The following is a 26,671-nucleotide window of genomic DNA, read 5'->3' on the forward strand; positions in this document are numbered from 1 at the left end:
TCCGGAGGGCGATGAAAAAAGAAGCTGCAAAAAAATAATCAATTCTTTTTCACCATTTGTTCCATTACTGCATTGGTGCGTACTGCGGTTTGTCCTGTGCTTGGGCATTTGCCGCGACCTAACAGATCATCGACTACCGTCTGGATCAACGGTTGCTGAATATGTTTGGGCATTTCAAAGGGGAAAAATTGTTTTCCCTGGCTGTTTTCCAGCACAACAGGCGCCGACGAAAAATACGAAAAGGTAATTTTCCCCTTACTTCCGACAATTTCCGTCTCTTCCAGTACGGCTTGTTCTGCAGCTGAAAAACACCATACTCCTGATCCCAGCACCCCATTCTCAAATACAAAACTTCCCGAAACAATATCCTCTGCATCATATAAACCTGCCTGATTGCCATGAAATCCCGAAACGTGCTTCACAGGCCCCAGCAAGTAATCCAGAAAATCAAGCTGGTGAGAGGCCAGATCATAAAAATAGCCGCCGCCGGAGACTGCAGGGTTTACCCGCCAGTTTTCCGGTTGTCCGTCAACGATCTTTGCCACAACCTCAGGTTTGGGAGACTGGTAAAGCCGGATATTCACCAGCCGCACTTCTCCGATTGCACCCGTATCGACGAGTTCTTTTACCTTGAGGAAATTGGGCAGTTGCCGGCGGTAATAGGCAACATAAAGCGGAACTCCCGCAGCCTCGCAGGTTTGGATCATCGATTCACATTCCTTCCGGGTGCGGGCCATAGGCTTTTCTACATAAACTGGTTTTCCAGCCTGCGCAGCCAGCATAGTATAATCAGCATGAGAATCGGGTGGGGTAGCAATATAGATAGCATTCACCTCCGGGTGATGGATGAGCGTTTGGGCATCGCTAAACCAGTAGGGGACCCCGTGGCGACGGGCGTAATCTGCGGCTTTTTCAGCATCCCTTCGCATGACTGCTATTAATTTGGAATTATCTGCAAGGTTGAATGCCGGGCCGCTTTTCACCTCAGTCACGTCTCCACAGCCAATAATACCCCAGCGCACTTCTTCAAAAGGAAATTTTTTCATCGGAAAATTATTTTTCAGTTCCTGCCTCAGTGTGTAACTTACCGGGCAGACCCAATATACACCTGCTAAATGAAAATGCGACGAATTCCATTTCTTTTTGCGATACTTTGGTGGAGTTTTCCCGGCTTTCCCCTTTTTGCGCAGCCTCAGCCTGCGGTAAAAAATATAATGCTGGATGACGACGCTTCTGAGTATGCGCCCTGCGAACCATCGATTGCCATTAGTTTTTCCAACCCGGATATCATTGTCGCAGGTGCCGTGCTCAACAAAGTGTACTATACCTCCAATGGGGGAAAAACCTGGGAAAAGCAAAAAATAACTTCTTCTTATGGCGTTTTTGGCGATCCCGTAGTGATTTCTGGTTATGACGGAAGTTTTTATTATTTCCATCTGGCTGACCCTGAGCACAAACGCTGGGCAAGCGAAAGATTACTGGACCGTATTGTCTGTCAGAAATCTACAGATGGGGGAAAAACATGGAGCGATGGCGGCTATATGGGTATGAATCACCCCAAAGATCAGGATAAAGAGTGGGCCGTGGTCAATCCGTTGAATAATCATATTATCACTACCTGGACACAATTTGACAAATACGACAGTCAAAACCCCGATGATCACAGCAATATTCTTTTTTCCCAATCCAAAAACAGCGGTAAATCATGGAAAAAAGCAGTCCAAATCAATCAATACTCAGGGGACTGTCTCGATGGTTCGGAAACAGCGGAAGGCGCATTTCCGGCAGTGGGGCCACAGGGTGAAATCTATGTAGCCTGGTCGCTGAATGAAAAAATATGGTTTGACCGATCCTTTGACAAAGGAAAAACCTGGCTGGAAGAAGATATTATTGCAGCGGAACAGCCCGGCGGATGGAGTTTTGATATTCCGGGTATTACCCGAAGCAATGGCATGCCTGTACTGCTTTGTGATCTCAGCGATGGCCCGGCCAGAGGAACCTTGTATCTCAACTGGTCAGACCAGCGAAACGGAAAAACAGATACCGATATCTGGTTTGCCAAGTCCTCAGATAAAGGCAATACCTGGTCGGCTCCCAAAAGAGTCAATGATGATGGATGGGGGAAACACCAGTTTTTAAGCTGGATGACCATTGACCAGACTACCGGCTATATTTACGTAGTCTTTTACGACCGGCGGAATTACAAAGACTTGCAGACCGATGTATATCTGGCGTATTCTACAGATGGTGGGGAATCCTTTATCAACCAACGCATCAGCGAAACCCCATTTACCCCATCTGCCCTAGCATTTTTTGGCGACTACAACAATATCGCAGCACATGGGGGGCGAATCTGTCCGATCTGGACCCGGATGGATAATGGCAAAACCAGTGTATGGACAGCGGTAATTGAGGAGGGGGAACTGATCGAAAAATAGAAACCCTATTTCAACCGGTAATTGTATTGGCGGTAGGCGATATTATAGCCGCCGTTTTCCAGTTCGTACACGATTTCATCGATCATGTCGTCTTCTTCGTTGTCAAACTGCGTTTTGAGGTTGATACCAAAAAGAAGGCCGATAGACTGCCAGAAAACCGCGGACGCACCGCTTTTATTTTCCCTGATTAGGTCAAAAGTTGAACGGCCGGTCTGGCGGTGAACCAGTTTTACCAGCACTTTCCCCTGGGTTCGGGTCATTTGCCGGAGATCATCTTCATAGGCACCAAAAAGAGAAGTTTCCTTTTGTTTTACATATTCCCTGCGGGAAGTACTGTCTGGAAGCGCAGCCATTTCCGCATCGATTTCATTGAGAATATCAGAAACTTTGACTGCATAAGGATAGACTTTGTGCACATTCCACCGCAGACGGGTAAACCGGGCCAGGCGCTCCTTTCCCCGCTGAACCTGCCTGCGGTTGGGTTTTTGTGCAAAAATATCTATTCCCTCGATATCCCCAATCATAAAGGTTTCTCCATTGTAGGTATAAACCTTAAAGCGGTGCATAAGGCTGTCCGCTTCAGTTTGCCCAACTGCCGAAGAAACGCAAGTGCTAAGAAGCAAAAACCAGAAGATAGCGACCAATAAGTTGTTTTTCATCTTTCTCATCAGAAGTAAAACGCACTTCCCTAATACGAATATTGCGTTTTCTATGTTCTGATCAAAGCTTTCTTGGTGGGATATATTTCCTATTTATTACATCTGCATAGTTCATAATCAAAGTCGCCGCCGCCGTCATGGCAGGCCTGTATCTCCGATGAGGCAGGGGAACAAAACTCCACGCAGGCACATTCTTCGTAATCATATTCAGCCCCTCCCGGGCATCCATCGGGTGGCGGTGAACATTGTTTGCAGCCTGCAAACAAAAAAATAAACGAAGCAGTTGACAGAATAAACAGTGATAAAAGGTACTTTTTCATAAATTTGAAGTTTTAACTGTAATGGTTTTCTTTCCTTACAGTCGTATTCACAAATTTTTCATCACCCCAACCCTCATGATTCAGGAATTTTCCAAAATAGCAGTGATCGGTGCCGGTACGATGGGCAACGGAATCGCCCATGTATTTGCGCAGTATGGTTATTCGGTCAACCTTATCGATATTTCAGAAGCCGCCCTTCAGCACGGGCTCAACACTATTTCGGCCAATATGGACCGGCAGGTGAAAAAAGAAATTATCACCCCCGAAGAAAAAGCAGCGGCAATTGGCCGTATTCAGTCCATTACCTCTCTGGAGGCCGGCGTCAGAGACCGCGACCTGATTGTCGAAGCCGCCACGGAGAATGTCGCACTGAAGCTCAATATATTTCGGGACATGGACATATTTGCCCCGGCGCATGCCATTCTCGCTACCAATACATCTTCGATATCGATCACCCAGATTGCAGCGGCAACGCGGCGCAGCGACAAGGTGATCGGCATGCATTTTATGAATCCCGTGCCGATGATGAAGCTGGTGGAAATCATCAACGGCTATGATACTGCGGCAGAAGTTACCCAGGCGATAGTTTCCCTTTCAGAGGACCTTGGCAAAACCCCCGTTCCGGTCAACGACTATCCCGGCTTTATCGCCAACCGCATCCTGATGCCGATGATCAACGAAGCCATTTACGCCCATTTTGAAGGCGTGGCAGGTGTCGAGGAAATAGACGCCGTCATGAAATTGGGCATGGCCCACCCGATGGGACCGTTGCAACTGGCAGACTTCATCGGTCTGGACGTATGCCTGGCGATCATGGAAGTTCTCTTTCAGGGATTTGGCAACCCCAAATACGCCCCCTGTCCACTGCTCAAAAACATGGTGGCCGCCGGCCATCTCGGCAGAAAAACAGGCAGAGGATTTTATCAGTATTGAAGGTAAGGCCCGGTTGGGAAAGGCGCCTTGCGGCGCATCACTGACCGGCGGCTGAGGTTACTCGAAGCCCCGGTCGCACAACGCGCGCTGCGGCGCATTTCCGGTGGGTTCGAGAGCCTCACCCACCGGTTTTGGAGCGCCTTCCGGCGCATCACTGACCGGCGGCTGAGGTTACTCGAAGCCCCGGTCGCATGGGCGCGCATTGAATAAAAAATGCAATGTGGGTCGCCATCCAAAAACATTTGCACGGTTGCCGTAAAATCTACAATTTATGGTAGGTTAACCCCTGACAATTAATGGATAAGGAACCCATCACTCCCAAAAACAATTTCCCAATTCCCGAGATGATTTTCATCAAAGTTGGGGCGTTTTTGCGTGAAAAATATAAAATCACCGTGAGCGACTTTTGGCTGGGGAAGACGGCGGTGACGAATGCAGAGTACGCGGTGTTTTTGAAGGCGAAAGGCAATCAGACAGAGGGTGGGGCGGAATGGTACAATGATTCAGGGACTGGATTTAGGAGGGGCTATGCAGGTGCAGCAATTCAAAAACGGGGAAATAATTGGATAGTAAAATCTGAGCGGGAAGAGCATCCGGTAAATTATGTAAACTGGTATGGTGCGGTAGCCTATTGTGCCTGGCTGAGTGAGGTGACTGGTCAGCGATGGCGATTGCCGACCGAGGCGGAGTGGGAGTATGCGGCGGGTGGCGGCTCTGTAGATCGGACAGAATATGCAGGCACGAATGAAGCGGAAAAATTGGGCGAATATGCGTTGTTCACTGGCGGTTTGGATGATACGGGAACCCGTCCTGTCGGTCAGGGAAAACCCAACCGGCTGGGGTTATTCGACATGAGCGGAAATGTGTGGGAGTGGTGTGGGGACGGGTACGATGATTACGATACATCCGATCCCCAAGACCCCGAATCTGGTACGAATCGCGTGTACCGCGGGGGAAGTTGGTACTACGAAGCGGAGTGCTGCCACGTTTCATACCGCTATTTCGGTTTGCCCGGCAGGCACTTCCTCGATCTGGGTTTCCGGCTGGTTAGGGATGAAAAATAATTATGTGTCTTAGACAAAAGCTCCGGAGGAGCACAATGTACCGATGGCATCTTCGATCGGTAGGCAAAAAGCCCACCCCCAAAGTTTCCGGCAAAATGCGCGCTGCGGCGCATCACTGACCGGCGGCTGAGGAGGCTCGAAGCCCCGGTCGCACAAAGCGCGCTGCGGCGCATTTCCGGTGGGTTCGAGAGCCTCACCCACCGGAAAGAAGAGCCTCAACCACCGGAAAGAAGAGCCTCACCCACCGGAAAGAAGAGCCTCACCCGCCGGTTTTTGGGTGCGCATTTCAGCGCACAGAAATCCCGCCAGCTCCCCTTTAAAGGGGGGCGGCCGGGCGGAAGGGGGTTCGACACAACGCGCGCTGCGGCGCGCGCAATGAATAAAAAATGCAATGTGCGGCTTGATAAAATGAGGCGCAAAAAGCAAACAGATCATGACCTTATTGAATTTTTTTTCGTATTATTGAGTAACCTTTAATTCTGGAGACAATGAATGATCTGCTTTCTCATTTACCCGTACATATTCGCCAACAGGTAGCAGATTATATTTCCTTTTTGATGGCAAAATATCCGATTGCCCCCTCCTCAAAGGCCAAAGACACCTATCGGGAACGGTTGCTGAATGTTTCAGTGTGGAAAGAAGATGATATTCGGTGGATTGAGGATGCCGGGGATTGGTTTCACCAATGGAAACCTTCCTCATGGTAATAGATACGTCTGTTTGTATTGAATTTTTGAGAAGTCGGGATAAAACACAAACCCGACTGTTTGAAATTGCTAACCAGCCAGAGTTAATGATTTCCTCCCTGACGGTGTTTGAACTTTATATGGGGACGACCGATGAGCAGAAACGTAATGATGTTGTTTTGCTACTAAGTGGGTTAGAAATAGTCCCCTTCGATAGTATGATAGCTGAAAAAGCCGGGGATCTATATAGGTTTCTAAAAAAGAATAATCAATTGATTGGCGTTCCGGATTTGTTGATCGCTTCCACCGCTTTAGTTCTCAATCACCCAATTCTTACCATCAATAAAGGTCATTTTAGCCGAATACCAGATCTGGTAGTTTTGTGAAGATTCGGAAATGTCGGTAGCACAAACGTGCCCCCCCCAATATTTCCAGCAAAAAGCGCGCTGCGGCGCATTTCCGGTGGGTTCGAGAGCCTCACCCACCGGAAAGAAGAGAGCCTCACCCACCGGAAAGAAGAGCCTCACCCACCGGTTTTGGGGCGCCTTGCGGCGCATCACTGACCGGCGGCTGAGGTTACTCGAAGCCCCGGTGGCACAACGCGCGCTGTGGCGCATTTCCGGTGGGTTCGAGAGCCTCACCCACCGGAAAGAGAGCCTCACCCACCGGTTTTGGGGTGCGCATTTCAGCGCACAAAAATCCCGCCAGCGCCCCTTTAAAGGGGGGGCGGCCAGGCGGAAGGGGGTTCAGCACGATGCGCGCTGCGGCGCATCACTGACCGGAGGCTGAGGAGGCTCGAAGCCCCGGTCGCATGGGCGCGCTGCGGCGCATTTCCGGTGGGTTCGAGAGCCTCACCCACCGGTTGCATGGCCTCCGCCACCAGCAGAAGGGGTTCGACACAAAGCGCGCTTCAGCACTTCGATAATTATATTTCGTCCGTTTTTTGTATATTGCAATATGTCAGTAGCCGAAAAACAAATATTGTCGCTGGTTGCAACCCTTACCCCTGAGGAGCGGTTGCGGATCATTCATGCTATCCTTTATACACTGGAGGAAAAAACGGGCTCTGGAGAAATTTCGATTAACCCTGCTGATCTCGAAATTGCCCAAAAGCGTTCGCGCGAGTTTGATGAAGGAAAAGTCAAGGTTATGACCCGGGAGGAATTTTGGGTCAATCTGAAAAAACGGCAAGAGGGCGAATGAGTTATCAGGTACTGATTGATGAACGGGTTTCGGAAGAAACCGCCGAAATATTCGATTATTATGATGCAATTAATCCGGGTTTGGCTTACAATTTTTATGAGCAGCTGGATCTTGTCTATAATCAATTGGAAAAAAATCCCAATATCTGGCAAATTATAGAGGGCGATATCCGAAGGGCATTATTAAAGCGGTTTCCTTATGCGGTTTATTATCGGGTGCTTGATGGTCAGCGGATACTGGTAATGACCATTCGCCATAATGCGCAAAACCCGGAATCGAGGTTTGATTGAAAATCTGGCGTTGTGCAATGATTGCGCCATCAGCGTCCGCCAGTGTCCATTTTAAGAGGCGCGAAGCCCCGGTCGCATGGGCGCGCTGCGGCGCGCGCAATGAATAAAAAATGCAATGTGGATTGCCATCCAAAAACATTTGCACGGTTGCCACAAAATCCGCAAATTATGGCCGGATAACCCCTTGGGCTGAAAATGACTCCGGATACTGACACAAAGCGCGGTTTTGAATATCCTGGCAAACACGGCGAAACATCCGTTACCCCCCGCCGCAACCACCTGCTGGTGATTGGGATAGATCGGTATGCGCATTTTCAAAAGCTGAATAACCCTGTAAGTGATTCGAAAGGCCTTGTTGAGGTGCTGACGGAGCGGTACAGGTTTGAGCCAGGTGATGTTCGGACTCTTTTTGATAAAGAAGCCACACGTGAGGGGATCATAGATGCGCTGGACGAATTGACGGCAAAAGTTACTCCGGCAGACAACCTGCTGATATATTTTGCTGGGCACGGATATTATCGTAAAGTGATGAAAATCGGCTATCTGATCCCGGTTGATGCGCGAAAGGAAAAATTTTCTGACCTGATTTCCAATACCACCATCCGGGATTATATCTCCGCTATTCAGGCCCATCATACTTTATTGATTGTGGATAGTTGTTTTTCTGGTTCGCTGCTACACCGCGATGCAGAAGTATTAAAAATCAAAGCATTGGCTGATAAAGTGGACCGTTTACCTTCCCGGTGGGGACTGGCAGCCGGATTGGTCGAACTCGTTTCTGATGGGCCGATCGGGGGTTCCAGCCCATTTGCCCAAAGTTTGCTGACTTATCTTCGGGAAAATAATTCCCCCCGATTTCCGGTCAGCGAACTAGTCCAATACGTGAGTAAAATCACGACTTACAATGCGGACCAAACCCCTGTAGGCGGTGTTCTTGACAAAACCAGTCATCTGGGCGGGCAATTTGTTTTTGATCTGCGAGAATCAGTTCTTAACGAAGAAGAAACCTTCTGGCGGGATACCCTGGCAAAAAACACCATGGTAGGCTATCGCGATTACCGGAAAAAATTTCCGGAAGGAACATATCGCTCCGAAGCCCTGTCCCAGATCAGACTCCTGGAGGAAACTGAGTCGTGGGAAAAAGCGCTGGCAAGAAACAAAGTAAGCAGTTTTGAAGATTTTCTGGAAGAGTATCCTGGCAGCCCATATGCGCCTGAAGCACAAAAGAGAATAGACGAATTGCTGAATCCGGTTGCAGTTACCCAGTCAGTTGTTAAAACAGCAATTCCCACAAAAGTAAATTTCCCCACCCCGGAAATGGTTTTGATCAAAGGGGGAACATTTAATCGCGAAAAATATAAGGTTACCGTGAGCGACTTCTGGTTGAGTAAAACGGCGGTGACAGTGGGTGAATACTTACGTTTTTGTGAAGCTACTAACACTCATTGGCCGGAGTGGCTGGAAAAAGGAAGTAATTATCATTTTGAAACGGGTAAGGACGATCATTACAAAAAAAGAGGATACAATAAGCGCAAAGGGATTGAAAATCTTCCAGTTGCCGGCGTGAGCTGGCATAATGCTGTAGCTTATTGCGACTGGCTGAGTGAGCATACTGGCGAAAAGTGGCGATTGCCGACAGAGGCGGAATGGGAATACGCTGCGGGGGGAGGATCAAAGGAGCGGACGATTTACGCGGGTACGAATGATGAAAAAAATTTGGGCAAGTATGCGTGGTATAGCGGCAATTCCAACAGCCAGCCACATCCTGTGGGACAGAAAAAGCCCAACCAACTGGGGTTATACGACATGAGTGGGAACGTATGGGAATGGTGTGGGGACTGGTATGGCGATTATCCTTCCTCGGATATATCCGACCCACAAGGGCATGAAAAAGGCTGGTACCGTGTTTTGCGCGGCGGTAGTTGGCTCAACTCTTCGGAGTATTGCCGCGTGGCTTTTCGCGGCAGCAATGCGCCAGAGTTTCGCTTCGACTACTTTGGTTTCCGTGTTGCCTGTCAGTTCTAGCTGCTTATCTGGCGTTGTTATGAGCTAAAGAAGGGAAAAATGAAAGAGAAAAAACATGAAAAAAACCTTTTTGTGTCTGCCGGGCAGACTGGCAGGCGCGGGAAGCGCCGTCCGCCTGTCTGGCTGGCTGATACAAAAAGAACGGGGTTTGGGGCGAAGCCCCAATTTTTATAAAAACTTTAGCAAAAATAATACTATGCAGATTAGAATTTTTTCGATTCCGGTGGTTGGCGGCGAAATGCTGATGGAAGATCTGAATGTATTTCTCCGGTCAAAGAAGGTACTTCAGATCGAGCAGCACATGGTAAATGATCCGCAGGGTTCTATCTGGTGTTTTTGCATCAGATACGTGGAGGATTATTCTCCCTACTCCAAAACCAAAGAAAAAGTGGATTACCGAAAGATACTGGATGAGGAAAGTTTTGGAAGGTTTGCAGCCATGCGGGAGATTCGGAAAAAACTTGCAGAACAACTAGGATTTCCTCCCTACGCCATCTTTAATGACGAAGAACTTGCAGAGTTGGCAAAAATCGAAAATCTGACACCCGAGGCGATGAAGGGAATTAAGGGGATTGGGGAAAAGAAAGTGGAGAAATACGGTGTACATTTTATTCTCCCGAAAAAAAATGAAACGAGCCAATCACCTGTTTGATTGTATTATTGAACCTGAGAATCTTGCTTATGCCTGCTGGAAAGCCGCAAAGGGAAAACGCTATTCAACGGCAGTTGTGGCTTATCAGGAAAATCTGGATGAGAATCTTCGGAGACTGTATGAACAGCTTCAGGCAGGGAAAGTGGAAGTGGGAGATTACCGGTATTTTAAAGTATTTGAACCCAAAGAGCGGAAGATATGTGCCAGCGCATTTCGTGAACAGGTTTTACATCACGCACTGATGAATGTCTGCCACCCTTATTTTGAAAAAGCACAAATATTTGGCAGTTATGCCAGCAGGAAAGGAAAAGGCACATACGCGGCATTGGACAAGGCAAAAGTATTTACCCGGAGATATACATGGTTTTTAAAGCTGGATGTGCGAAAATTTTTTGAATCCATAGATCACAATGTGCTGAAAAATCAATTGGCAAGAATGTTTAAAGAAGGAAAATTGCTTAACATTTTTTACCAGATCATAGACAGCTACGAAGCAAGTCCAGGCCGGGGTGTTCCTATCGGTAACCTTACCAGTCAGTATTTTGCTAACCATTATTTGTCGGGATTAGATCACTTTGTGAAGGAGAAACTGGGAATCAAAGCGTATGTTCGTTACATGGATGATATGGTTTTGTGGAGCAGCGAAAAGGCGGAATTGAAGCAGGCGTACCAGCAGATCAAAACCTTTGTCGCAGAAAATCTTCACTGCGAATTGAAACCCGCTATGCTGAACCGCACCCGGCTGGGGCTACCGTTTTTAGGATATCGGATATTTCCGCATTATGTGTGGCTATTGCAAAAGAGCAAAGTTCGGTTTATCCAAAAACTAAAGCGGGTAGAAAAACATTACCGCTTTGGTGGATGGACGGAAGTCGCGTGCCATCGGCGGGTTTTGCCTTTGCTGACATTTACTTTGTATGCCGATGCAAAAGTTTTCAGAAAAAATGTACTTTTACAAATAGAAGGTCAGACATCATAAGGCTCGAACCGTGTTTTGCGCGGCGGTAGTTGGAACAACAATTCGGAGAATTGCCGCGTGGCTAATCGCAACAACAATACGCCAGAGAATCGCAACAACAACAATGGTTTCCGTGTTGCCTGTCAGCTCATAACAACGCCGGATGGCAGCGATGAACAGATGTCTGCCCTGTTCTACGTGAGTGGTCTGTGGGCCCACACGGGACAAAAAAGCAGCTTTATGTAGAGCTGTTACAAGGGGCAGTATTGGTAATGCGGATGCATGAAGATTCTGCCGCTTTTTTGTGCGCGCATCGGCGCGCAACCATGTGGAAAAAAATAATATAGATGGCCCGATGGCTACAAACATATGACTCCTCCGGAGTCCAGACTACGTCTGAAGAAAAGAAACTGTAATCATTTGCCGTCAGGCAAGACCTACGGAAGTGGCCTTCGGCTCGGAGAAGTCAAATGTACCTGAGGCATCTTCGATTTGTAGCCGTCGGTCGCCGAAGGCTATAATCCTGTCACCGCTTCGCGGTTTCGCGCGAATAGCGCAAACCATCTACCGGCGGCTGAGGTCACTCGAAGCCCCGGTCGCAAAAAACGCGCTGCGGCGCAGTTCCGGTGGGTTCGAGCCGAAGGTCCCATACAGGGGAGCCTCACCCACCGGTTTTGGGGCGCCTTTCGGCGCATCACTGACCGGCGGCTGAGGTTTTTCCTTAAAGGAATCTCCGACTCGAAGCCCCGGTCGCAAAAAGCGCGCTGGGGTGCAAATCTTATGAAGTCAGATTTCAGAATTTTGAAGTATTGGAAGAATGCCGACGGCACACCCCCTCAAATGCCAATTCTTCGGAGTTTGATGATTCACCCCCTCACATTTCTATAATCATATCATCCCCTTAATGGGATCTTCGACCCTTCGGGATTCCTACCCAAGGCAGAATTTTCCCCAAAACCCCAAAGAGCAAAAAATGAACAACATGCTGACCGGGGTTGAGCGGAGTCAAAATCATCGGATTAATTTGTCATTTGTAATTTCTATCTTCGCCAACCAAAAGGATACCTATGGTTTGGCTCGCTTGCCTGGTTTTGGGATTTCTCGTTGTGCGCGCACTCGTTGTGCTGGTCAATGTGATGACCCGACCCGTGATGAAGGCCACGCCTCCTGTGGGTATGGCGCTTCCGCGCATTTCTTTTCTTGTGCCGGCCCGCAATGAGGCGGCAAATCTGCCTAATCTCTTCGCTCAGGTCCGGGGACTCAATTATCCTGACTACGAACTCATTGTCCTGGACGACCACTCGGAAGACGATACCGCCGCGATTGTTGCCGATGAAGCGCGTACAGATCATCGGGTGAAACTGCTCTCCGGCAAAACGCTGCCGCCTGACTGGCTGGGCAAAAACTTTGCCTGCCACCAACTCGCGCAGGCTGCTTCCGGTGAGTATTTTTTGTTTCTCGATGCCGATATCGCCGAGCTTACCCCCGGCCTCGCACAACTGGCTCTGGCCGAAATGCAACAGCGGAAACTGGCGCTTCTTTCTATTTTTCCCGATCAGATTCTGGGTACTTTGGGCGAACGCCTGGTTGTGCCGCTGATGCACTATATTTTGCTTTCGCTCTTGCCGCTGTGGGCTATTTTCAGGTTTCGCTTTTCTTCTCTCGCTGCGGCCAACGGGCAGTTTATGTTCTTTGAGGCGGGTAGCTACAGGCAGTATTGCTGGCATGAAAAGGTAAGGGGTATCATCGTTGAGGATATCGCCATTATGCAGGAGGTGAAAAAAAACGGCCTGAAGGGTATGACTTTTGTCGCGAATGGCTGGATAAGGTGCCGGATGTATCGTAGCTTTGGCGAAGCAATGGCCGGTTTTAGCAAAAATATTCTGGCAGGTTTTGGAAACAGTATCGCCGGACTGATAGTTTTTCTTTTTTTGGTTTATTTTGCCTGGGCCGGGTTAGTATTTTATTTGCCCGGGAAATTTTTGCTCGCAGGTTTATTGTTGATATTGTTGATCCGTGCAGGAATTTCAGTTCTTGCCAAACAAAATATAGGCTTAAATCTTCTCCTTCACCCGCTTCAAATGATCATTCTGGTGATCATCAGCCTGGAGTCAGTGAAACGGAGGATTAGTGGAAAAAATGAATGGAAAGGTCGGAACGTAGCGAAAAACTTGTAATTGGATTTCTGGTAATCTTCCATTTTGTGGGGATTATCGGCCTGCATCTGGATGAAACCCGTCCCTTGTTTCAAAGCCTGACACCGCTGAATCTCCTGCTGACAGTGGGGGTTCTGGCCTGGTTTCACCGCAGTTGGACAATGAAATTTGGCATGTTTGTCTTTTTCATTTTCTGGGCAGGTTATCTCGTGGAGGTTGCCGGTGTATTTACAGGCGCCATTTTTGGCTCTTACAACTATGGCAATGCATTTGGAATTAAAATAGCTGCTGTACCGCCGCTGATTGGGATAAACTGGGTCATGCTGGTCTATATCACAGGAATCATTTCTCAGGGAATGGCCAAAAATATCTGGGTAAGAGTAACGATCGGTGCGGCATTGCTGGTACTGCTTGATTTTCTGATCGAACCCATGGCAATGACCCACGATTTCTGGTCATGGCGCGACAATCGTATTCCTGCGCAAAATTATTTCGCATGGTTTCTCATCGGCTGGGTCATGCAGTATGGATTTCACAGCCTGACAGAGGAAAAATCCAATCCGCTGGCTTTGCCGGTTTATCTGATACAAATTATATTTTTTGCTACTTTTATGGTCGTCAGGCTGGGTGTTTCCTAAAAATTGAATAATGAAAAAAATCCTTTTTCTTTTTGTCTTATCAATATGGTTTTTCAATTCAGAGGCCCAGAATCTGGGCGGTGGATTGTCTCTGGGGTTTAATGCCAGCCAGGTAGACGGCGATAATTTCCGCGGGTTTAATAAGGCGGGTTTCAGCGTCGGCGGATTCGTTACCTATCCCCTCAACGACAGGTTTTCCCTTCAGCCCGAAATATTGATCGAACAATTGGGCAGCGCCAACCAGCAGCAACTGATTGTACAAACTACCTATTTCGATGTACCCGTACTGCTAAGTGCAACCGTGCCGATCGAACTGGGCGAGACTACACAGGAAATACAAGTTGTGGCCGGACCGGTTATTGGCGTATTGTTAGGCGCCCGGGATTTTAACTTTGATATTACCAATCAAATAAAAAAGGTGGATTACCGGGCTACAGCGGGCATTGCTTACCGCCTGGGAAGGGCAAGCCTGGGTATCCGTTATGGTTATTCTCTCAGTACGTTTGCCAAAGGAACCTCAAATGTCGGGCTGTTTCTTACAGGCCCCTATCACCATTACGTCAATTTTTCCCTTCATTACATAATTAAGGAATAGAGGAATTGACCCACACCCGGTGACTGGCAAAATACCCTTCTCCACGAAAGATGAATACGTATTCACCTGATTTCCATCTGTTTACAGGAACCTGAAAGATTTCCGGCAAGGTATTTTGTGTCAGTACCCTGATGCCCGCAATTTGTTTGTCAGGCGTAAGAATGATGAGTTCGACGGTCTTGCGGGTGTGGTAGGAAAAATTAAATAATTCCTTCGCATGGAAAAACTGAGCGGAGTTTTCACCTGTGGATCGCGGAATCGCACGCTGGAAAAGGCCCGATTCAGGTTGCCGTTCATTTTCCGGCTGAAGAATATGAATAACCACTTCCGGAAACCCCTCAGCCAAAGCCATTGATACAGAAAGAAAACAGCTAAGTAAGAGTATGATTCGTTTCATTCAATATTTTTATGCTTGAAAAATAGTAACAGATGAAATAAAAATCCTGTTCCTTTCCACTCGTTTATTACAAGGAATCAGCCAGCGTTTTATAAATTGCAGTTGCTTTCGTTAATTTGAAGCTAGATTGAAGAGATTATGACCTTACGTGTGTTTGTTACCGGGGGAACGTTTGACAAGGACTACGACTATCTGACCGGAGAGCTATTTTTTCGGGAGACCCAATTGCCTGAGATGCTTCGGCTTGGACGTTGTACCATTGATGTAAACCTGCGTACCCTGATGATGATCGACAGTCTGGAGATGACAGAGGAAGACCGGGAATTGATCGTCAGAAATTGCCGCTCATGCCCCGAAGACCGGGTGGTAATCACTCACGGTACAGATACGATGGTAAAAACTGCAAAGAAAATTGCCGCAAGTAATATTGAAGGAAAAACTGTTGTGCTAACCGGTGCGATGGTTCCCTATAAGTTTGGAAGTTCTGATGGATTTTTTAATCTCGGCAGCGCCCTGGCTTTTGCCCAGACACTTCCTCCCGGTGTATATGTAGTGATGAATGGCCGATACTTTGATTGGGATAATGTGCGAAAAAACCGCCAGACAGGATTTTTTGAAGAATTAAAACCGGAAAACAGATCAGGAGAGGAATAAGATTGGTGCTGAAAAAAATCAATCAAATCTGATTGCCTGAAGCGGGGTGATCCGGTTGATAATTGTAGTGGGGATCAGCATGGCGATTGTACAGATGCCGATGACGGCAAGATTTACCCCGATAAACCGCATCCAGACCCAGGCAACAGGCACAGTTTCAATGAAGTAATCTTCCTGACTAAGTCTGAACCAGCCAAAACTATCCTGTAATCCAATAAGCCCAAGTCCCAGTATATTGCCGATAACGACACCGATAGTTACCAGAAAAAGCGCATTCCAGATAAACATTCGCCTTACACGAAAAGCGGGAAGCCCGATCGCTTTGAGGATACCCACCATCCGGGTGCGCTCAATGATCACAATCAGCATGACGGAAGTCATATTGATAATGGCAACCACGACCATGAGAATGAGGATAAACCACACATTCTGATGCTGTAATTCCAGCCAGTCAAAAATCTCCCGATACAGATAGGTAATCGGTTCGGCGCCAAATTGAAACGGCGTCATTTCATTAATCTGCAACGTCGCCTCCTCGATGACATCAAGTGAATTAAGGTTTACCTCAAATCCCGAAACCTGATCTTCCTGCCAGTGCCAGATTTTTTGCAGCAGGCGCATATCGCAGATCATGATATTGTTGTCAAATTCTTCCATTCCCGTTTCGTAAATCCCCGCAACTTCCACTTGTCTCCGGCGGGGTGGGGGAGGAAGAAACATGAGCCGCGCTTTGTCTCCTACTTTGAGGTCAAGATTGCGCGCCTGTTTGCGGGAGACGAGGATTTGTAAAGACTCTTCCGACCCGGTGAGATCGGGAATTTGTCCTTCTTTCAGCACGGTGCTGAAAAAATGCCAGTCATAGGTACTGTCCACTCCTTTGAGCAATACACCGTCCCATCCGGCGTCTGATTTAAAAAGTCCTGTGCGGTACACATAGGGAGAAACCGATACGACATAAGGTAATGCCCTGACGGAGTCAATCGCCGGTTCCTGTTTGGGCAGAGGAAGAATTTCCGTGTCTTCTTCGTGATAATAATTTCCTATTTGGATATGGGAGCCAAACCCAACCACCTTTTTTTGAATTTCTGTCTGAAAGCCCTGAACGACTGACAGCGAAATTTCCATGGTCGCCACTGCCAGCGCAATGCTGATGACAGATAGCCGTACCACTAAGCCGGAAGCTGCCCGCTCGGTTTGGAAAGTGATCCTTTTTGCAAAAAAATATTCGAAATTCAAGGCAGTTCTGGTTGAAGGCTTTGTTTGTATCCTACGTAAAGATTTTCTTATTTGGGCAAATATATCAAAAATATGCGCGAGTTTGCTACCTTCCTTTTTGCTGTTTTTTTAGTTGCCTGCGGAAGTACCGAAAAGCACACCGGACAAGCCGGTTTTATTTCAGATTCCTTGTCTTCATTGGATGAAAATATGCCCATTGAAACTTCTCATAAACGCGGTATGCGGGTGATTACCGGCCCTGAAAAACTAGTTGTTGAAAACCTTTCCCTGCTTCAAGACAAACGTGTCGGGATTGTAGGAAACCATACTTCACTTGTATTTGGTGGAACCCACCTGGTAGATACACTGGTTTCACTGGGTGTAAGGGTAAAAGCGGTTTTTGCTCCGGAGCATGGTTTTCGCGGCACTGCCGACGCGGGCGAACATGTAGCCAATGGCATTGATTCCAAAACGGGCCTTCCACTGATTTCCCTCTACGGAACCAACCGAAAACCCACCGAAAGCCAGATGAAAGATCTGGATGTGGTGATTTTTGATATTCAGGATATTGGTTCCCGCCACTACACCTATATCGGGACCATGACGTATGTGATGCAGGCATGCGCCGAACATGGCACGCCCATCATTGTCCTCGATCGCCCCAACCCCAACGGGTGGTATGTCGATGGTCCGGTCTTGGAAAAGGGCAATGAATCCTTTATTGGTATGCACCAGATACCCATTGTGCACGGGATGACGATTGGTGAATATGCCCAGATGGTCAACGAAGAAGGCTGGCTGGGCAATGGACTCATTGCAGATCTGACGGTCATCCCCTGTGAAGGTTATGACCATGCTATGACCTGGGAAGAAACCCAGCTGCCCTGGGTTGCGCCATCACCCAATATTGGTACCGAATACGCCGCCTACCTCTATCCGGCCATTTGCTGGTTTGAACCCACTCCGGTAAGTCTGGGCCGCGGTACAGAAGACGCATTCACCATTGTGGGCGCTCCCTGGTATCAGGCAACTGCCGCAGCCCGAACCACCGAGTCAGGGTTAGACTATTACGGCCTGGAAATGAAGCCCTATTCGTTTACCCCCATATCTCTGCCAGGCAAATCCAAAGAGCCGCCCTTTCAGGATCAGCTTTGCCAGGGATTGGCTTTCCAAAACCGGGTGGATGGCAAATCGCTGTACCTGGCCGGAATCCTGCTTTTAACCGATTTTTATCAGCAGCACAAAGCCGCCAAACCAGGAGAAACCTTCTTCCAAAAAGGATTTAACAAATGGCCGGGAAGCAAAACCCTGCAGACTCAGATTGAATCGGGCCTTTCACCAGAAGCTATATATGAATCATGGCAGAAGAAAGTGACCGCATTCAAGGAAATCCGGAAGAAATACTTACTGTACCCGGATAGGTGATTTCCCCAAAAATACCTATCTTTGCCCCTTAATTTAAAGGGATGGACATATCGATTGTAGTGCCTTTATATAATGAAGCGGAGTCTCTTCCTCATCTGTTGGAATGGATCAGCCGGGTCATGAAGGAGCATCAGTTTTCTTATGAAGTGGTACTCGTGGACGATGGAAGCAAAGATAGTTCCTGGGAAGTATTGCTATCACTTTCTCGTCAATATCCTGAGGTGAAAGGCATCCGCTTTCAGCGTAATTACGGAAAATCGGCGGCTTTACACACCGGCTTCCAGGCTGCTGAAGGTTCTGTCGTCATCACCATGGATGCAGATTTACAGGATAGCCCGGATGAAATTCCGGAACTTTACCGCATGATCCATGAGGATGGGTATGACCTCGTCTCGGGATGGAAGAAAAAACGGCATGATCCACTTTCAAAGAGATTGCCTTCCAAATTTTTTAACTTTGTCGTCAGGATCGTGGCTGGTATTCCCAATCTTCACGATTTTAACTGTGGCCTGAAATCCTACCGCAAAGAAGTAGTAAAGAATATTGAAGTGTACGGCGAAATGCACCGCTATATTCCGATGATTGCCAAATGGGCAGGATTTAAGAAAATCGGAGAAAAAGAAGTCGAACACCGCAAGCGCGAATATGGTATCAGTAAATTTGGCGTGAGCCGGTTGATTACAGGTTTTCTCGATCTGGTATCCATTGTGTTTACCAATAAATACATGAAAAAACCCATGCACTTTTTCGGCACATGGGGGGTGTTTTTTTCATTTATAGGTGGTCTTGATCTGATCTATCTCGCCGTAATTAAATTGGGGTTGGGAGAAGGACTTGGGCAGCGAATTCCTGCAATGATGTTTGGTGTAGTAATGTTATTGCTGGGTTTTATGCTGTTTAGCACAGGTCTGCTGGCAGAGCTGATCAGCCGGAACTCTCTGTATAAAAATCAATACAAGATCGCTGAAAGAGTCGGATAAAAATACTTATATGAAATATCACTTAATCTCAGGCGGATGCGGATTTGTGGGCCGCAACATGGCAAAAAAACTCCTCAAAACTACCACAGACCGGGTAATTATTGTGGACGATCTTTCGGTGGGAATGGCGCCGGGAGAATGGCCGATTGCGGAAGGAAAGTTTTTGGGGGGTGTCGCTCAAAAAATTGTGGGCGAAATGGAGTTCTGGGGAGAAGATGAGCGCCTGTTGTTTTGGCGGGGTGATTTCCGGACATTTCTGAGAAATATGATGGGCGATCCCCGTTGGCTGGCAAAAGCCTACGGCTTGACCGATTTTGAAAAATTTTCAGACGCCTTTCACTTCGCCGCCATCGTGGGCGGGAGAGCGAAGATCGATGGTGACCCGATGATGGTGGCTCTCGATCTGTCGATCGACGCGGAGTTTTTCTACTGGGCGGTGCGCCACAAACCCGACCGGGTGATGTTTCCCAGCAGCAGCGCTGCCTATCCGGTCAACCTTCAGGCTGAAGAAGGATTTATCGCCCTCAGCGAATCTGATATCGACTTCGTCGGTGGCAACCTCGGCCAGCCCGATATGACCTACGGCTGGTCCAAGCTTACCGGCGAATATCTGGCCCGTATTGCCGCTCAGTACTATAATCTTTCCGTTGCCTGCGTCAGGCCTTTCTCCGGTTATGGCGAAGATCAGGATCTGACTTATCCCATTCCGGCGATTGCTGCCCGTGCAGCCAGAAAAGAAGACCCTTTTGAAGTATGGGGCACCGGCAAACAGGGACGCGACTTTGTGCACATCGATGATTGTATCGACTGCATACTGTTTGCCCTCGATCATATTCACGACGGAAGAGCAATCAATATCGGCTCCGGAAAAATTACCAGCTTCCTCGAAATCATTGACCTTTTCGCTGAGTTTGCTGGATACAAACCTACCGTAAAACAATTGCTCGATAAGCCTGTGGGTGTACACGCCCGACACGCCAATATGGATTATGTTTTTAACGAGCTGGGCTGGAGACCTAAAATTTCGCTTCGTGAAGGGATGCGCCGTGTGTATGACGCTGCTGTGAGAAATATCGGTTAGTACCAAAAAGTGAAAGCTACAATCAGAAAAAAATTGTACCTTTCCATAGTCCATTGGTACGTGAACTGTTTTTCATGACCCCCAAGAAGCATTTAATCTACATCGGATTGTTAATTCTGATAGCCGTTTTATGGATATCAGATGCTTTCGCACAAAGTGAAGCGGACAATCATGAGCGGAAAATACTCCGGATAGAAGAGGGCCAATCTGAACATCAACTGCATTTTGACCTCAACCCATTTATCTATATTTTACCTGATTCTACCGGAAACCTGACCTACGAGCAAATCAGCAGCCCTGAGTTTCAATCGCGGTTTGTTTATGGGCAAAATGAGCAACTGGACTTATACCATAAGGATATTCCCTGGTTTTGGATCAGGCTTACCATCGCTTCTGATTTTCCTCGTCCGCTGGGCTTAATGGTGGCATGGAATCTACCGGAAGTAAACCTTTACCAAAGGAAAGATAGTGGTGAAATTTCCATCGTCTCTTCCGGTGTGCTTACCTCCATTTTTGACAGGCCTTACTCCAACCAGTATGGCAGTTCGCCCTATCTCCCTTTAGAGGTCAGACCCGACGAAACCCAAACGTATTATTTCCGGGTAAAACCCATGCGGTTTTTTAAACACAGCCGCCTCAATGGGGTTGACCGTACGCTGGTTGCCCCGGCTTTTGCCACTTTTATCGCTACCCGGGTGAAATTTCTGGATGCACTTTCTCTGGGAATTATTCTGGCTGTAGCCTTATACCAGCTTGCGATATTTTTGTATGGATCAGAAGCGCTGTATCTGCGACTGAGCCTGCTGAGTTTTTCTTTTTTCCTCGTCTGGCTGCATTTTCGCGATTATGGGTTTGAAATTTTCTGGCCCGCATTTCCTGCATTTAACTATATCCATCTGGAATATATTACCTCGCTGCTTCAGTTTTGGACTTTGATTGAATTTGGCCGCCGGTATATGAATATGGCTGCCCTTGTACCTGCCTGGGATCGTATCGCCAAATGGAGCTTATGGATATATATCGGCTACCGGACTTTGGAGTATATATTTTTGCTGGCAGACAGGGAAAATTATTTTACGTATTTGTTACCTCTGGCGGGAATTGAGTTTCTGCTGATCTTATCCATGTTGCTCCCCGGGCTGGCTGCCCAGATAGCCGGAATGCGAAAAAAATACCGCCCTTCAATCTCCTATTTTATTGCTACCCTTGCCCCGATGGTCATGACCTCTGTGCAGATCGTAATCAACCTGTCGAGCACAAATCTGGCCGGGCAAATTGACTTTTTACTCATAGGTATTGCGATTATGCAGCTGTTGCTCGCCGTCGGACTGGCAGAGCGGTTTAAGACACTGCAGGATGAAACCGTCAAAGCACAAAAAGAAAAGCTGGAAATCGAAGAATCCCAGCGTAAAAACCAGGAAGAAATCAACGAACAACTGGTAAAAGCAGACAAGCTGAAAGACCAGTTTCTTGCCAATACTTCTCACGAACTTCGTACCCCGCTCAACGGTATTATCGGCCTTGCGGAGTCTTTGTATGACGGGGTGGCTGGTGTGCCCACGCCTACCATGAAGTCAAATCTGGCGATGATTATGGCTTCGGGAAAAAGGCTTGCCAACCTGGTCAATGATATCCTCGATTTTTCAAAACTCAAAAACCAGGATCTCGATCTTCGGATCAATGCAGTAGATCTGAATTCGCTGGTAGAGGTGGTCATGCAAATCAACCAACCCTCTCTGCAATTGAAGCCCGTGAAAATTATTAACGACATTCCGCGCAATCTGCCGGCAGTAAGTATAGATGAAAATCGAATTGAACAGGTTCTGCACAACCTGATCGGTAATGCCATAAAATTTACCGAACAGGGTACAATTACCATTCGCGCATGGAAATCGGGGAATATGGTCGAAGTGAGTATCGCGGATACAGGAATCGGGTTTCCCAAAGACAAAGCTGACCATATCTTTTTGGAATTTGAACAGGCAGACGGCTCCATTTCCCGGGCTTATGGCGGCACCGGGCTTGGGCTTTCCATTTCCAGGCAGATTGTCGAACTCCATGGCGGAAAAATCTGGGCAGAATCTGTATTTGGAGAAGGGGCTACATTTTATTTTACCCTGCCGGTCTCTCTTGAAAAACCCATGCCGGGAGCACAAATCAACCGGATGTCTTCCCTGTCGGAAGTAGCGCTGATTAAGGATGAAGAACCCAGTATCGTTCCACTCACCAACGTATATATCGATGAAGAAACCATCCAAATCCTGATTGTCGATGACGAACCGATTAACCATCAGGTATTGAGAAACCACCTTTCTACCCGAAACTTCCATGTTGTTTCGGCGATGAATGGCGAGGAAGTGATGGAAATTCTCAAAACCGATCAGGTATTTGATCTCGTACTTCTCGATCTGATGATGCCTAAAATGTCTGGTTATGAAGTGTGTAAGCGAATCAGGGAAAAATTCCTTCCTTCAGAATTACCGGTCATTATGGTCACGGCCAAAAACCAGGTGCCCGATTTGGTTCACGCACTTTCTATGGGGGCGAATGATTATCTCGCAAAACCATTTTCCAAAGATGAATTTCTGGCAAGAGTCAACAACCAGCTCAATCTCAATAACATCTACCACGTAGCCCACCGGTTTATCCCATCAGAATTTTTGTATTCGCTGGGTTATGACTCGATTATGGACGTTCACTTAGGCGATCAGATTGCCAGGGAGATGAGCGTATTGTTTCTCGATATCAGGGACTATACCAGCCTTTCGGAGCAAATGACACCCGAAGAGACCTTCCGGTTTGTCAACGCCTATACTCAGCGGATGGGGCCGGTTATTCAGCGAAACCAGGGGTTTGTCAATCAGTATTACGGCGACGGAATCATGGCGCTGTTTCCCTATGGATCTGATCATGCGCTTCGCGCTATGATGGAGATGCAGGCGTTGCTGGATGAGTACAACCAGGTTCGGGCAACCAAAGGCCGTGTGCCCATTCGGGTTGGCATGGGATTACATACGGGTACCCTGATTATGGGCATTATTGGCGATAAAAACCGCACAGAAGCCACAACGATTGCCGATTCCGTCAATACCTCCTCGCGCATTGAAGGACTGACCAAATATTTTCAGACCAAAATCCTGTTTAGTGAAGCAAGTCTGAAGGGGTTGGTAAATCCGGAAGAATTTGAATACCGCTTCCTGGGAAAAATTCAGGTGAAAGGAAAAGCCTCTGCAATAGGCATTTATGAGTGTTTTGGTGCTGATTCACCTGCGATTCGGGAAAAGAAACGCCAGACAATTGCTCTGTTTCAGGAAGCATTGGCGGACTATTTAAATAAAGATTTTATCAACTCAATGAAAAAATTTCAGGCAGTTTTGGCTCAAAATCCTGAAGATGGGCCTGCCCGTGTATACCTTGAAAGGCTGGAAAGTTATCTGGCAGTTGGCGTTTCAGACGACTGGTCCGGCCATGTTACTATGACCGAAAAATAAACTATTACTAATCCCCAGGCATTATGAAAAAGTCAGTTGTCATTATCGGTGGAGGTGTTGCAGGAATGAGTGCCGCACACGAGCTGATAGAAAGAGATTTTGACGTAACCGTCTATGAGCGCCAACCTTACTATGTAGGTGGAAAAGCCCGAAGTGTAGATGTCCCCAATTCTGCCGCTCCCGGATTTCAACCTTTGCCCGGAGAGCACGGCTTCCGGTTTTTTCCGGGTTTTTACCGGCATATCACCAATACGATGAGTCGCATTCCTCTCAAAGATCAGCCGGGGAAATACGTCGTTGATAATCTGATTACCTGCGAAAAATCTATTCAGGCACAGGAAGGGCATAAACCTGTGGTTGTACCTGCACACGCACCGCACAACCTGTCTCAATTAAAAACTTCGCTCAAAGCCTATGTGGGCACCCATGATCAGTTGTCGCCTGCCGAGCAGGAACTTATGTTCAATAAAATCTGGCAAATCTGTACCAGTTGTTACGAGCGGAGGATGAGCGAATACGAGCGAATTTCCTGGTGGGAGTTTACCGAAGCGGAAGGGAAAAGTAATGCGTATCAGCAATTGTTTGTGATCGGACTTACGCGCACACTTGTAGCGGCGCAGGCGACGGAGATCAGCGCCAAAACTGCCGGTGATATTCTGGTGCAATTATTCCAGTTGCTGACCAGCCAAAAAGGCCATACAGATCAACTGCTCAATGGGCCAACCAACGAAGCATGGTTATTTCCCTGGCGGGACTATCTCCTTTCACAACATGTAAAATACAACCACGGGTATCTGGCTACCTCCATTGATTTTGATAAAAAGGCTAAAAAAATCACGGGTGTAAACCTGGTCAATGAGGCGGGAGAAGAGGTCAAAGCTACAGCAGATTATTATTTATTTGCCGTGCCGGTAGAGCGAATGTACCCGCTGGTCAAGGATAATGCAGATTTGCTGGAAGCTGCGCCATTGATCCGGGAGCTGGGGATGCTGGCTCAATCTACCCGCTGGATGACCGGGCTGCAATACTACCTCAGCGAAAAAATTCCTATGCTGGACAATACCCCCGGGCATGTCATTTACTTTGATACACCCTGGGCGATTACCAGTGTTTCCCAGTTGCAGTTCTGGAAGCATTTTCATATTGAAAAACATGGAAATGGGAAAGTACAAAGTATCCTTTCTGTAGATATATCTGACTGGGATACGCCGGGGCAACTCTATAAAATCCCTGCAAAAGACTGTACCAGAACCCAGATCATGGAGGAAGTCTGGTATCAGTTGGAATTGTCGCTGAATGTGGGCGGGGAAACCATTCTCAAACCCCGCGCCGAAATTTTGGTCGAATGGTATCTGGATCGCGATATTGAAGAGAAACCCCGCAAACATCCCGAAAAAGGGAAACCTGGTTTTATCACTATTGACGAAGAACCCCTGCTTGTCAACCGGATCAACACCTGGGGGATGCGCCCATCGGCCAGGTCAGGGATAGAAAACTTCTATCTCGCCGGTGATTACGTCCAGTGTTTTACAGACTGCGCCACGATGGAGGGTGCAAATGAAACCGCAAGAAGGGCCGTGAACGGTATTCTGCTTCACAGCAAGTCAAAGTTTGCGCCCTGTGAGATCTGGAATCTTCACGAAACTGCCCATACGAAACTCCTTCGCAACCTTGACCGCAAGCGCTACTTTAAGGGTGAACCCTGGAAAAATCAGACACCCTGGCTGTACAAGTTGCTGAGTTTGGTTTTTGTTTTTCTGGAGCGGGTGCTTAATGTCCGGGGGAAAGATTAAACCGTTGAATTACAGCTTCTCCCGTTTGCGAAACGGTCCGGAAACGAGGGCTTTGATAAAGTTCCACAAAGCTTTGAGCGGCGCGATGATCCAGTGATGAACATGGCCATATAGTCCTGTTTTATCGTGGAGGTCGGGGTAAACCGGTGCATCCACTTTATGCCAGCTGAGGATAAACGACGCCTTAAGCCATTGGGCGCACTGTGCGTAGAGTTTTCCCAGTTTGGGCAGAATGATCAGATCGTCGAGAAAATCTACGGCTATTTCCTGCAGTGAATGGCCTTCGTGACGGATGTGTTTCATGTCTTCATGGCTGAGCGGGTAGTGTTGTGGGTAAAAATCTGCCATGTGAACCAGCACATTCACCGAGGGTAGCCGGGGGTTGGCGAGAATCTGCCCCAGTCTGCCCATACCTTCCCGTGTGTTTTCGACCATGGCCTGAGCAAACAGCACCCGGTAAAGCACTTCATTGAGAAATAGTTTCTCTGCCAGTTTTTCTCTTTTTGCCAGCTCAATATGGTTGTGATAACCGTGTACGATGGAGCAGTTATGCGCGCGATACCAGGTGATTCCACTGGGATTTTTTATATACTCCAGCCACATTTCAACATTTGGTGGCAACTCATTTGCCTCGATCCCCGCTTCGTGAATGGCTCTGGCCAGTTCTGCGTTGTAGATAAAGTCCAGATTCACCGCCCGCCACCAGGGGCTGCCGGGCCTTGTCGGGTGATTTTCCGGGTTGAGAACCCCACGTTTGATTTCCCAACGGAGGAAAGCCAACTCAGAAGTACCCAGGCCATGCTGGTCGCCTTTTTCGTCAATTTTGTAGCCGTAAGCGTGGTAAAAGTCTTCCCGTAATCTATACCGGTCTTCCGGACTATCGCTTACTGCCAGAACCTTTGCTTTGATGGATGCTTCCAGTTCTTTCAGTGTTTCAGAGGTTTGAGTCTCAGACATAGGGGGATAATTATTAAGGAAAATATTTGAGCAAATGGTAATAAATTCGGAAATTAAACCA

The 26,671-nt window shown here is 47.7% G+C and carries 26 protein-coding genes; 20 read left to right on the forward strand and 6 right to left on the reverse strand.

The window, feature by feature from the left end:
- Window positions 1-38 precede the first annotated feature (38 nt).
- The gene (locus tag R3D00_22545; protein MEZ4775975.1) at window positions 39-1,046 is read right to left on the reverse strand and encodes a Gfo/Idh/MocA family oxidoreductase; all 1,008 of its coding nucleotides are present in this window, start codon (window positions 1,044-1,046) and stop codon (window positions 39-41) included.
- Window positions 1,047-1,121: 75 nt separating this feature from the next.
- On the opposite strand from R3D00_22545, the gene R3D00_22550 reads away from it, so the two are divergent.
- Window positions 1,122-2,438: a glycosyl hydrolase gene (locus tag R3D00_22550; GenBank protein MEZ4775976.1), complete on the forward strand. Its 1,317-nt coding sequence runs from the start codon at window positions 1,122-1,124 to the stop codon at window positions 2,436-2,438.
- A gap of 5 nt (window positions 2,439-2,443) precedes the next feature.
- Here R3D00_22550 and R3D00_22555 read toward each other — a convergent pair whose 3' ends face one another.
- Together R3D00_22555 and R3D00_22560 are read right to left on the reverse strand one after the other, a co-directional pair.
- Entirely contained in the window at window positions 2,444-3,097 is a 654-nt protein-coding gene (locus R3D00_22555) for a DUF4294 domain-containing protein (protein ID MEZ4775977.1), read from the reverse strand.
- An 89-nt stretch (window positions 3,098-3,186) separates the two neighbouring features.
- Window positions 3,187-3,417, reverse strand: a complete 231-nt coding sequence (locus R3D00_22560) for a hypothetical protein (protein ID MEZ4775978.1) — start codon at window positions 3,415-3,417, stop codon at window positions 3,187-3,189.
- Window positions 3,418-3,492: 75 nt separating this feature from the next.
- Between R3D00_22560 and R3D00_22565 the strand changes: the two genes are divergently transcribed.
- From R3D00_22565 to R3D00_22625, 13 genes are all read left to right on the forward strand, one after another.
- Window positions 3,493-4,350: a 3-hydroxybutyryl-CoA dehydrogenase gene (locus tag R3D00_22565; GenBank protein MEZ4775979.1), complete on the forward strand. Its 858-nt coding sequence runs from the start codon at window positions 3,493-3,495 to the stop codon at window positions 4,348-4,350.
- A 296-nt stretch (window positions 4,351-4,646) separates the two neighbouring features.
- Window positions 4,647-5,414, forward strand: a complete 768-nt coding sequence (locus R3D00_22570) for an SUMF1/EgtB/PvdO family nonheme iron enzyme (GenBank protein MEZ4775980.1) — start codon at window positions 4,647-4,649, stop codon at window positions 5,412-5,414.
- 488 nt (window positions 5,415-5,902) lie between these two features.
- Window positions 5,903-6,121 carry a hypothetical protein gene (locus R3D00_22575; protein ID MEZ4775981.1) on the forward strand — a complete coding sequence of 73 codons (219 nt, stop codon included), beginning with the start codon at window positions 5,903-5,905 and terminating at the stop codon, window positions 6,119-6,121.
- A complete protein-coding gene (locus R3D00_22580) occupies window positions 6,115-6,486 on the forward strand; it encodes a type II toxin-antitoxin system VapC family toxin (GenBank protein MEZ4775982.1) in 372 nt (123 codons plus the stop codon). Before R3D00_22575 ends, R3D00_22580 begins: the two co-directional genes overlap by 7 nt.
- Before the next feature lie 571 nt (window positions 6,487-7,057).
- Window positions 7,058-7,303, forward strand: a complete 246-nt coding sequence (locus tag R3D00_22585; protein MEZ4775983.1) for an addiction module protein — start codon at window positions 7,058-7,060, stop codon at window positions 7,301-7,303.
- Window positions 7,300-7,593, forward strand: a complete 294-nt coding sequence (locus R3D00_22590) for a type II toxin-antitoxin system RelE/ParE family toxin (protein ID MEZ4775984.1) — start codon at window positions 7,300-7,302, stop codon at window positions 7,591-7,593. The genes R3D00_22585 and R3D00_22590 overlap by 4 nt, the downstream gene beginning before the upstream one ends.
- Window positions 7,594-7,788: 195 nt before the next feature.
- Window positions 7,789-9,618, forward strand: coding sequence for an SUMF1/EgtB/PvdO family nonheme iron enzyme (locus R3D00_22595; GenBank protein MEZ4775985.1), 1,830 nt, complete (start codon window positions 7,789-7,791; stop codon window positions 9,616-9,618).
- A 55-nt stretch (window positions 9,619-9,673) separates the two neighbouring features.
- Complete coding sequence (locus tag R3D00_22600) at window positions 9,674-10,270, forward strand: HRDC domain-containing protein (protein MEZ4775986.1); 597 nt, start codon at window positions 9,674-9,676, stop codon at window positions 10,268-10,270.
- On the forward strand, window positions 10,245-11,249 hold the full coding sequence (locus R3D00_22605; protein ID MEZ4775987.1) for an RNA-directed DNA polymerase: 1,005 nt from the start codon (window positions 10,245-10,247) through the stop codon (window positions 11,247-11,249). Before R3D00_22600 ends, R3D00_22605 begins: the two co-directional genes overlap by 26 nt.
- Before the next feature lie 15 nt (window positions 11,250-11,264).
- Window positions 11,265-11,474 carry a hypothetical protein gene (locus R3D00_22610; GenBank protein ID MEZ4775988.1) on the forward strand — a complete coding sequence of 70 codons (210 nt, stop codon included), beginning with the start codon at window positions 11,265-11,267 and terminating at the stop codon, window positions 11,472-11,474.
- 821 nt (window positions 11,475-12,295) lie between these two features.
- Window positions 12,296-13,405: a glycosyltransferase family 2 protein gene (locus R3D00_22615; GenBank protein MEZ4775989.1), complete on the forward strand. Its 1,110-nt coding sequence runs from the start codon at window positions 12,296-12,298 to the stop codon at window positions 13,403-13,405.
- Window positions 13,372-14,022, forward strand: a complete 651-nt coding sequence (locus R3D00_22620; protein ID MEZ4775990.1) for a carotenoid biosynthesis protein — start codon at window positions 13,372-13,374, stop codon at window positions 14,020-14,022. The genes R3D00_22615 and R3D00_22620 overlap by 34 nt, the downstream gene beginning before the upstream one ends.
- A 10-nt stretch (window positions 14,023-14,032) precedes the next feature.
- A complete protein-coding gene (locus R3D00_22625) occupies window positions 14,033-14,617 on the forward strand; it encodes a porin family protein (GenBank protein MEZ4775991.1) in 585 nt (194 codons plus the stop codon).
- On the opposite strand, the gene R3D00_22630 is transcribed toward R3D00_22625, so the two are convergent.
- Window positions 14,607-15,014 carry a hypothetical protein gene (locus R3D00_22630; protein ID MEZ4775992.1) on the reverse strand — a complete coding sequence of 136 codons (408 nt, stop codon included), beginning with the start codon at window positions 15,012-15,014 and terminating at the stop codon, window positions 14,607-14,609. The genes R3D00_22625 and R3D00_22630 overlap by 11 nt on opposite strands.
- 138 nt (window positions 15,015-15,152) lie before the next feature.
- On the opposite strand from R3D00_22630, the gene R3D00_22635 reads away from it, so the two are divergent.
- Complete coding sequence (locus tag R3D00_22635; GenBank protein ID MEZ4775993.1) at window positions 15,153-15,668, forward strand: asparaginase domain-containing protein; 516 nt, start codon at window positions 15,153-15,155, stop codon at window positions 15,666-15,668.
- An 18-nt stretch (window positions 15,669-15,686) separates the two neighbouring features.
- On the opposite strand, the gene R3D00_22640 is transcribed toward R3D00_22635, so the two are convergent.
- The gene (locus R3D00_22640) at window positions 15,687-16,904 is read right to left on the reverse strand and encodes an FtsX-like permease family protein (GenBank protein ID MEZ4775994.1); all 1,218 of its coding nucleotides are present in this window, start codon (window positions 16,902-16,904) and stop codon (window positions 15,687-15,689) included.
- A 72-nt stretch (window positions 16,905-16,976) separates the two neighbouring features.
- On the opposite strand from R3D00_22640, the gene R3D00_22645 reads away from it, so the two are divergent.
- From R3D00_22645 to R3D00_22665, 5 genes are all read left to right on the forward strand, one after another.
- Window positions 16,977-18,308, forward strand: a complete 1,332-nt coding sequence (locus R3D00_22645; GenBank protein ID MEZ4775995.1) for a DUF1343 domain-containing protein — start codon at window positions 16,977-16,979, stop codon at window positions 18,306-18,308.
- A gap of 41 nt (window positions 18,309-18,349) precedes the next feature.
- A complete protein-coding gene (locus R3D00_22650; protein MEZ4775996.1) occupies window positions 18,350-19,288 on the forward strand; it encodes a glycosyltransferase family 2 protein in 939 nt (312 codons plus the stop codon).
- Window positions 19,289-19,298: 10 nt separating this feature from the next.
- Window positions 19,299-20,369, forward strand: coding sequence for an NAD-dependent epimerase/dehydratase family protein (locus R3D00_22655; GenBank protein MEZ4775997.1), 1,071 nt, complete (start codon window positions 19,299-19,301; stop codon window positions 20,367-20,369).
- A 74-nt stretch (window positions 20,370-20,443) separates the two neighbouring features.
- Window positions 20,444-23,860 carry a response regulator gene (locus R3D00_22660; GenBank protein MEZ4775998.1) on the forward strand — a complete coding sequence of 1,139 codons (3,417 nt, stop codon included), beginning with the start codon at window positions 20,444-20,446 and terminating at the stop codon, window positions 23,858-23,860.
- Window positions 23,861-23,883: 23 nt separating this feature from the next.
- Window positions 23,884-25,653, forward strand: coding sequence for an FAD-dependent oxidoreductase (locus R3D00_22665; protein ID MEZ4775999.1), 1,770 nt, complete (start codon window positions 23,884-23,886; stop codon window positions 25,651-25,653).
- A 9-nt stretch (window positions 25,654-25,662) separates the two neighbouring features.
- Here the strand turns inward: R3D00_22665 and R3D00_22670 are convergent, their stop codons facing one another.
- A complete protein-coding gene (locus R3D00_22670) occupies window positions 25,663-26,610 on the reverse strand; it encodes a hypothetical protein (GenBank protein MEZ4776000.1) in 948 nt (315 codons plus the stop codon).
- Window positions 26,611-26,671 lie beyond the last annotated feature (61 nt).

This window comes from Bacteroidia bacterium (genome assembly GCA_041391665.1).
GTDB lineage: Bacteria > Bacteroidota > Bacteroidia > J057 > J057 > JAGQVA01.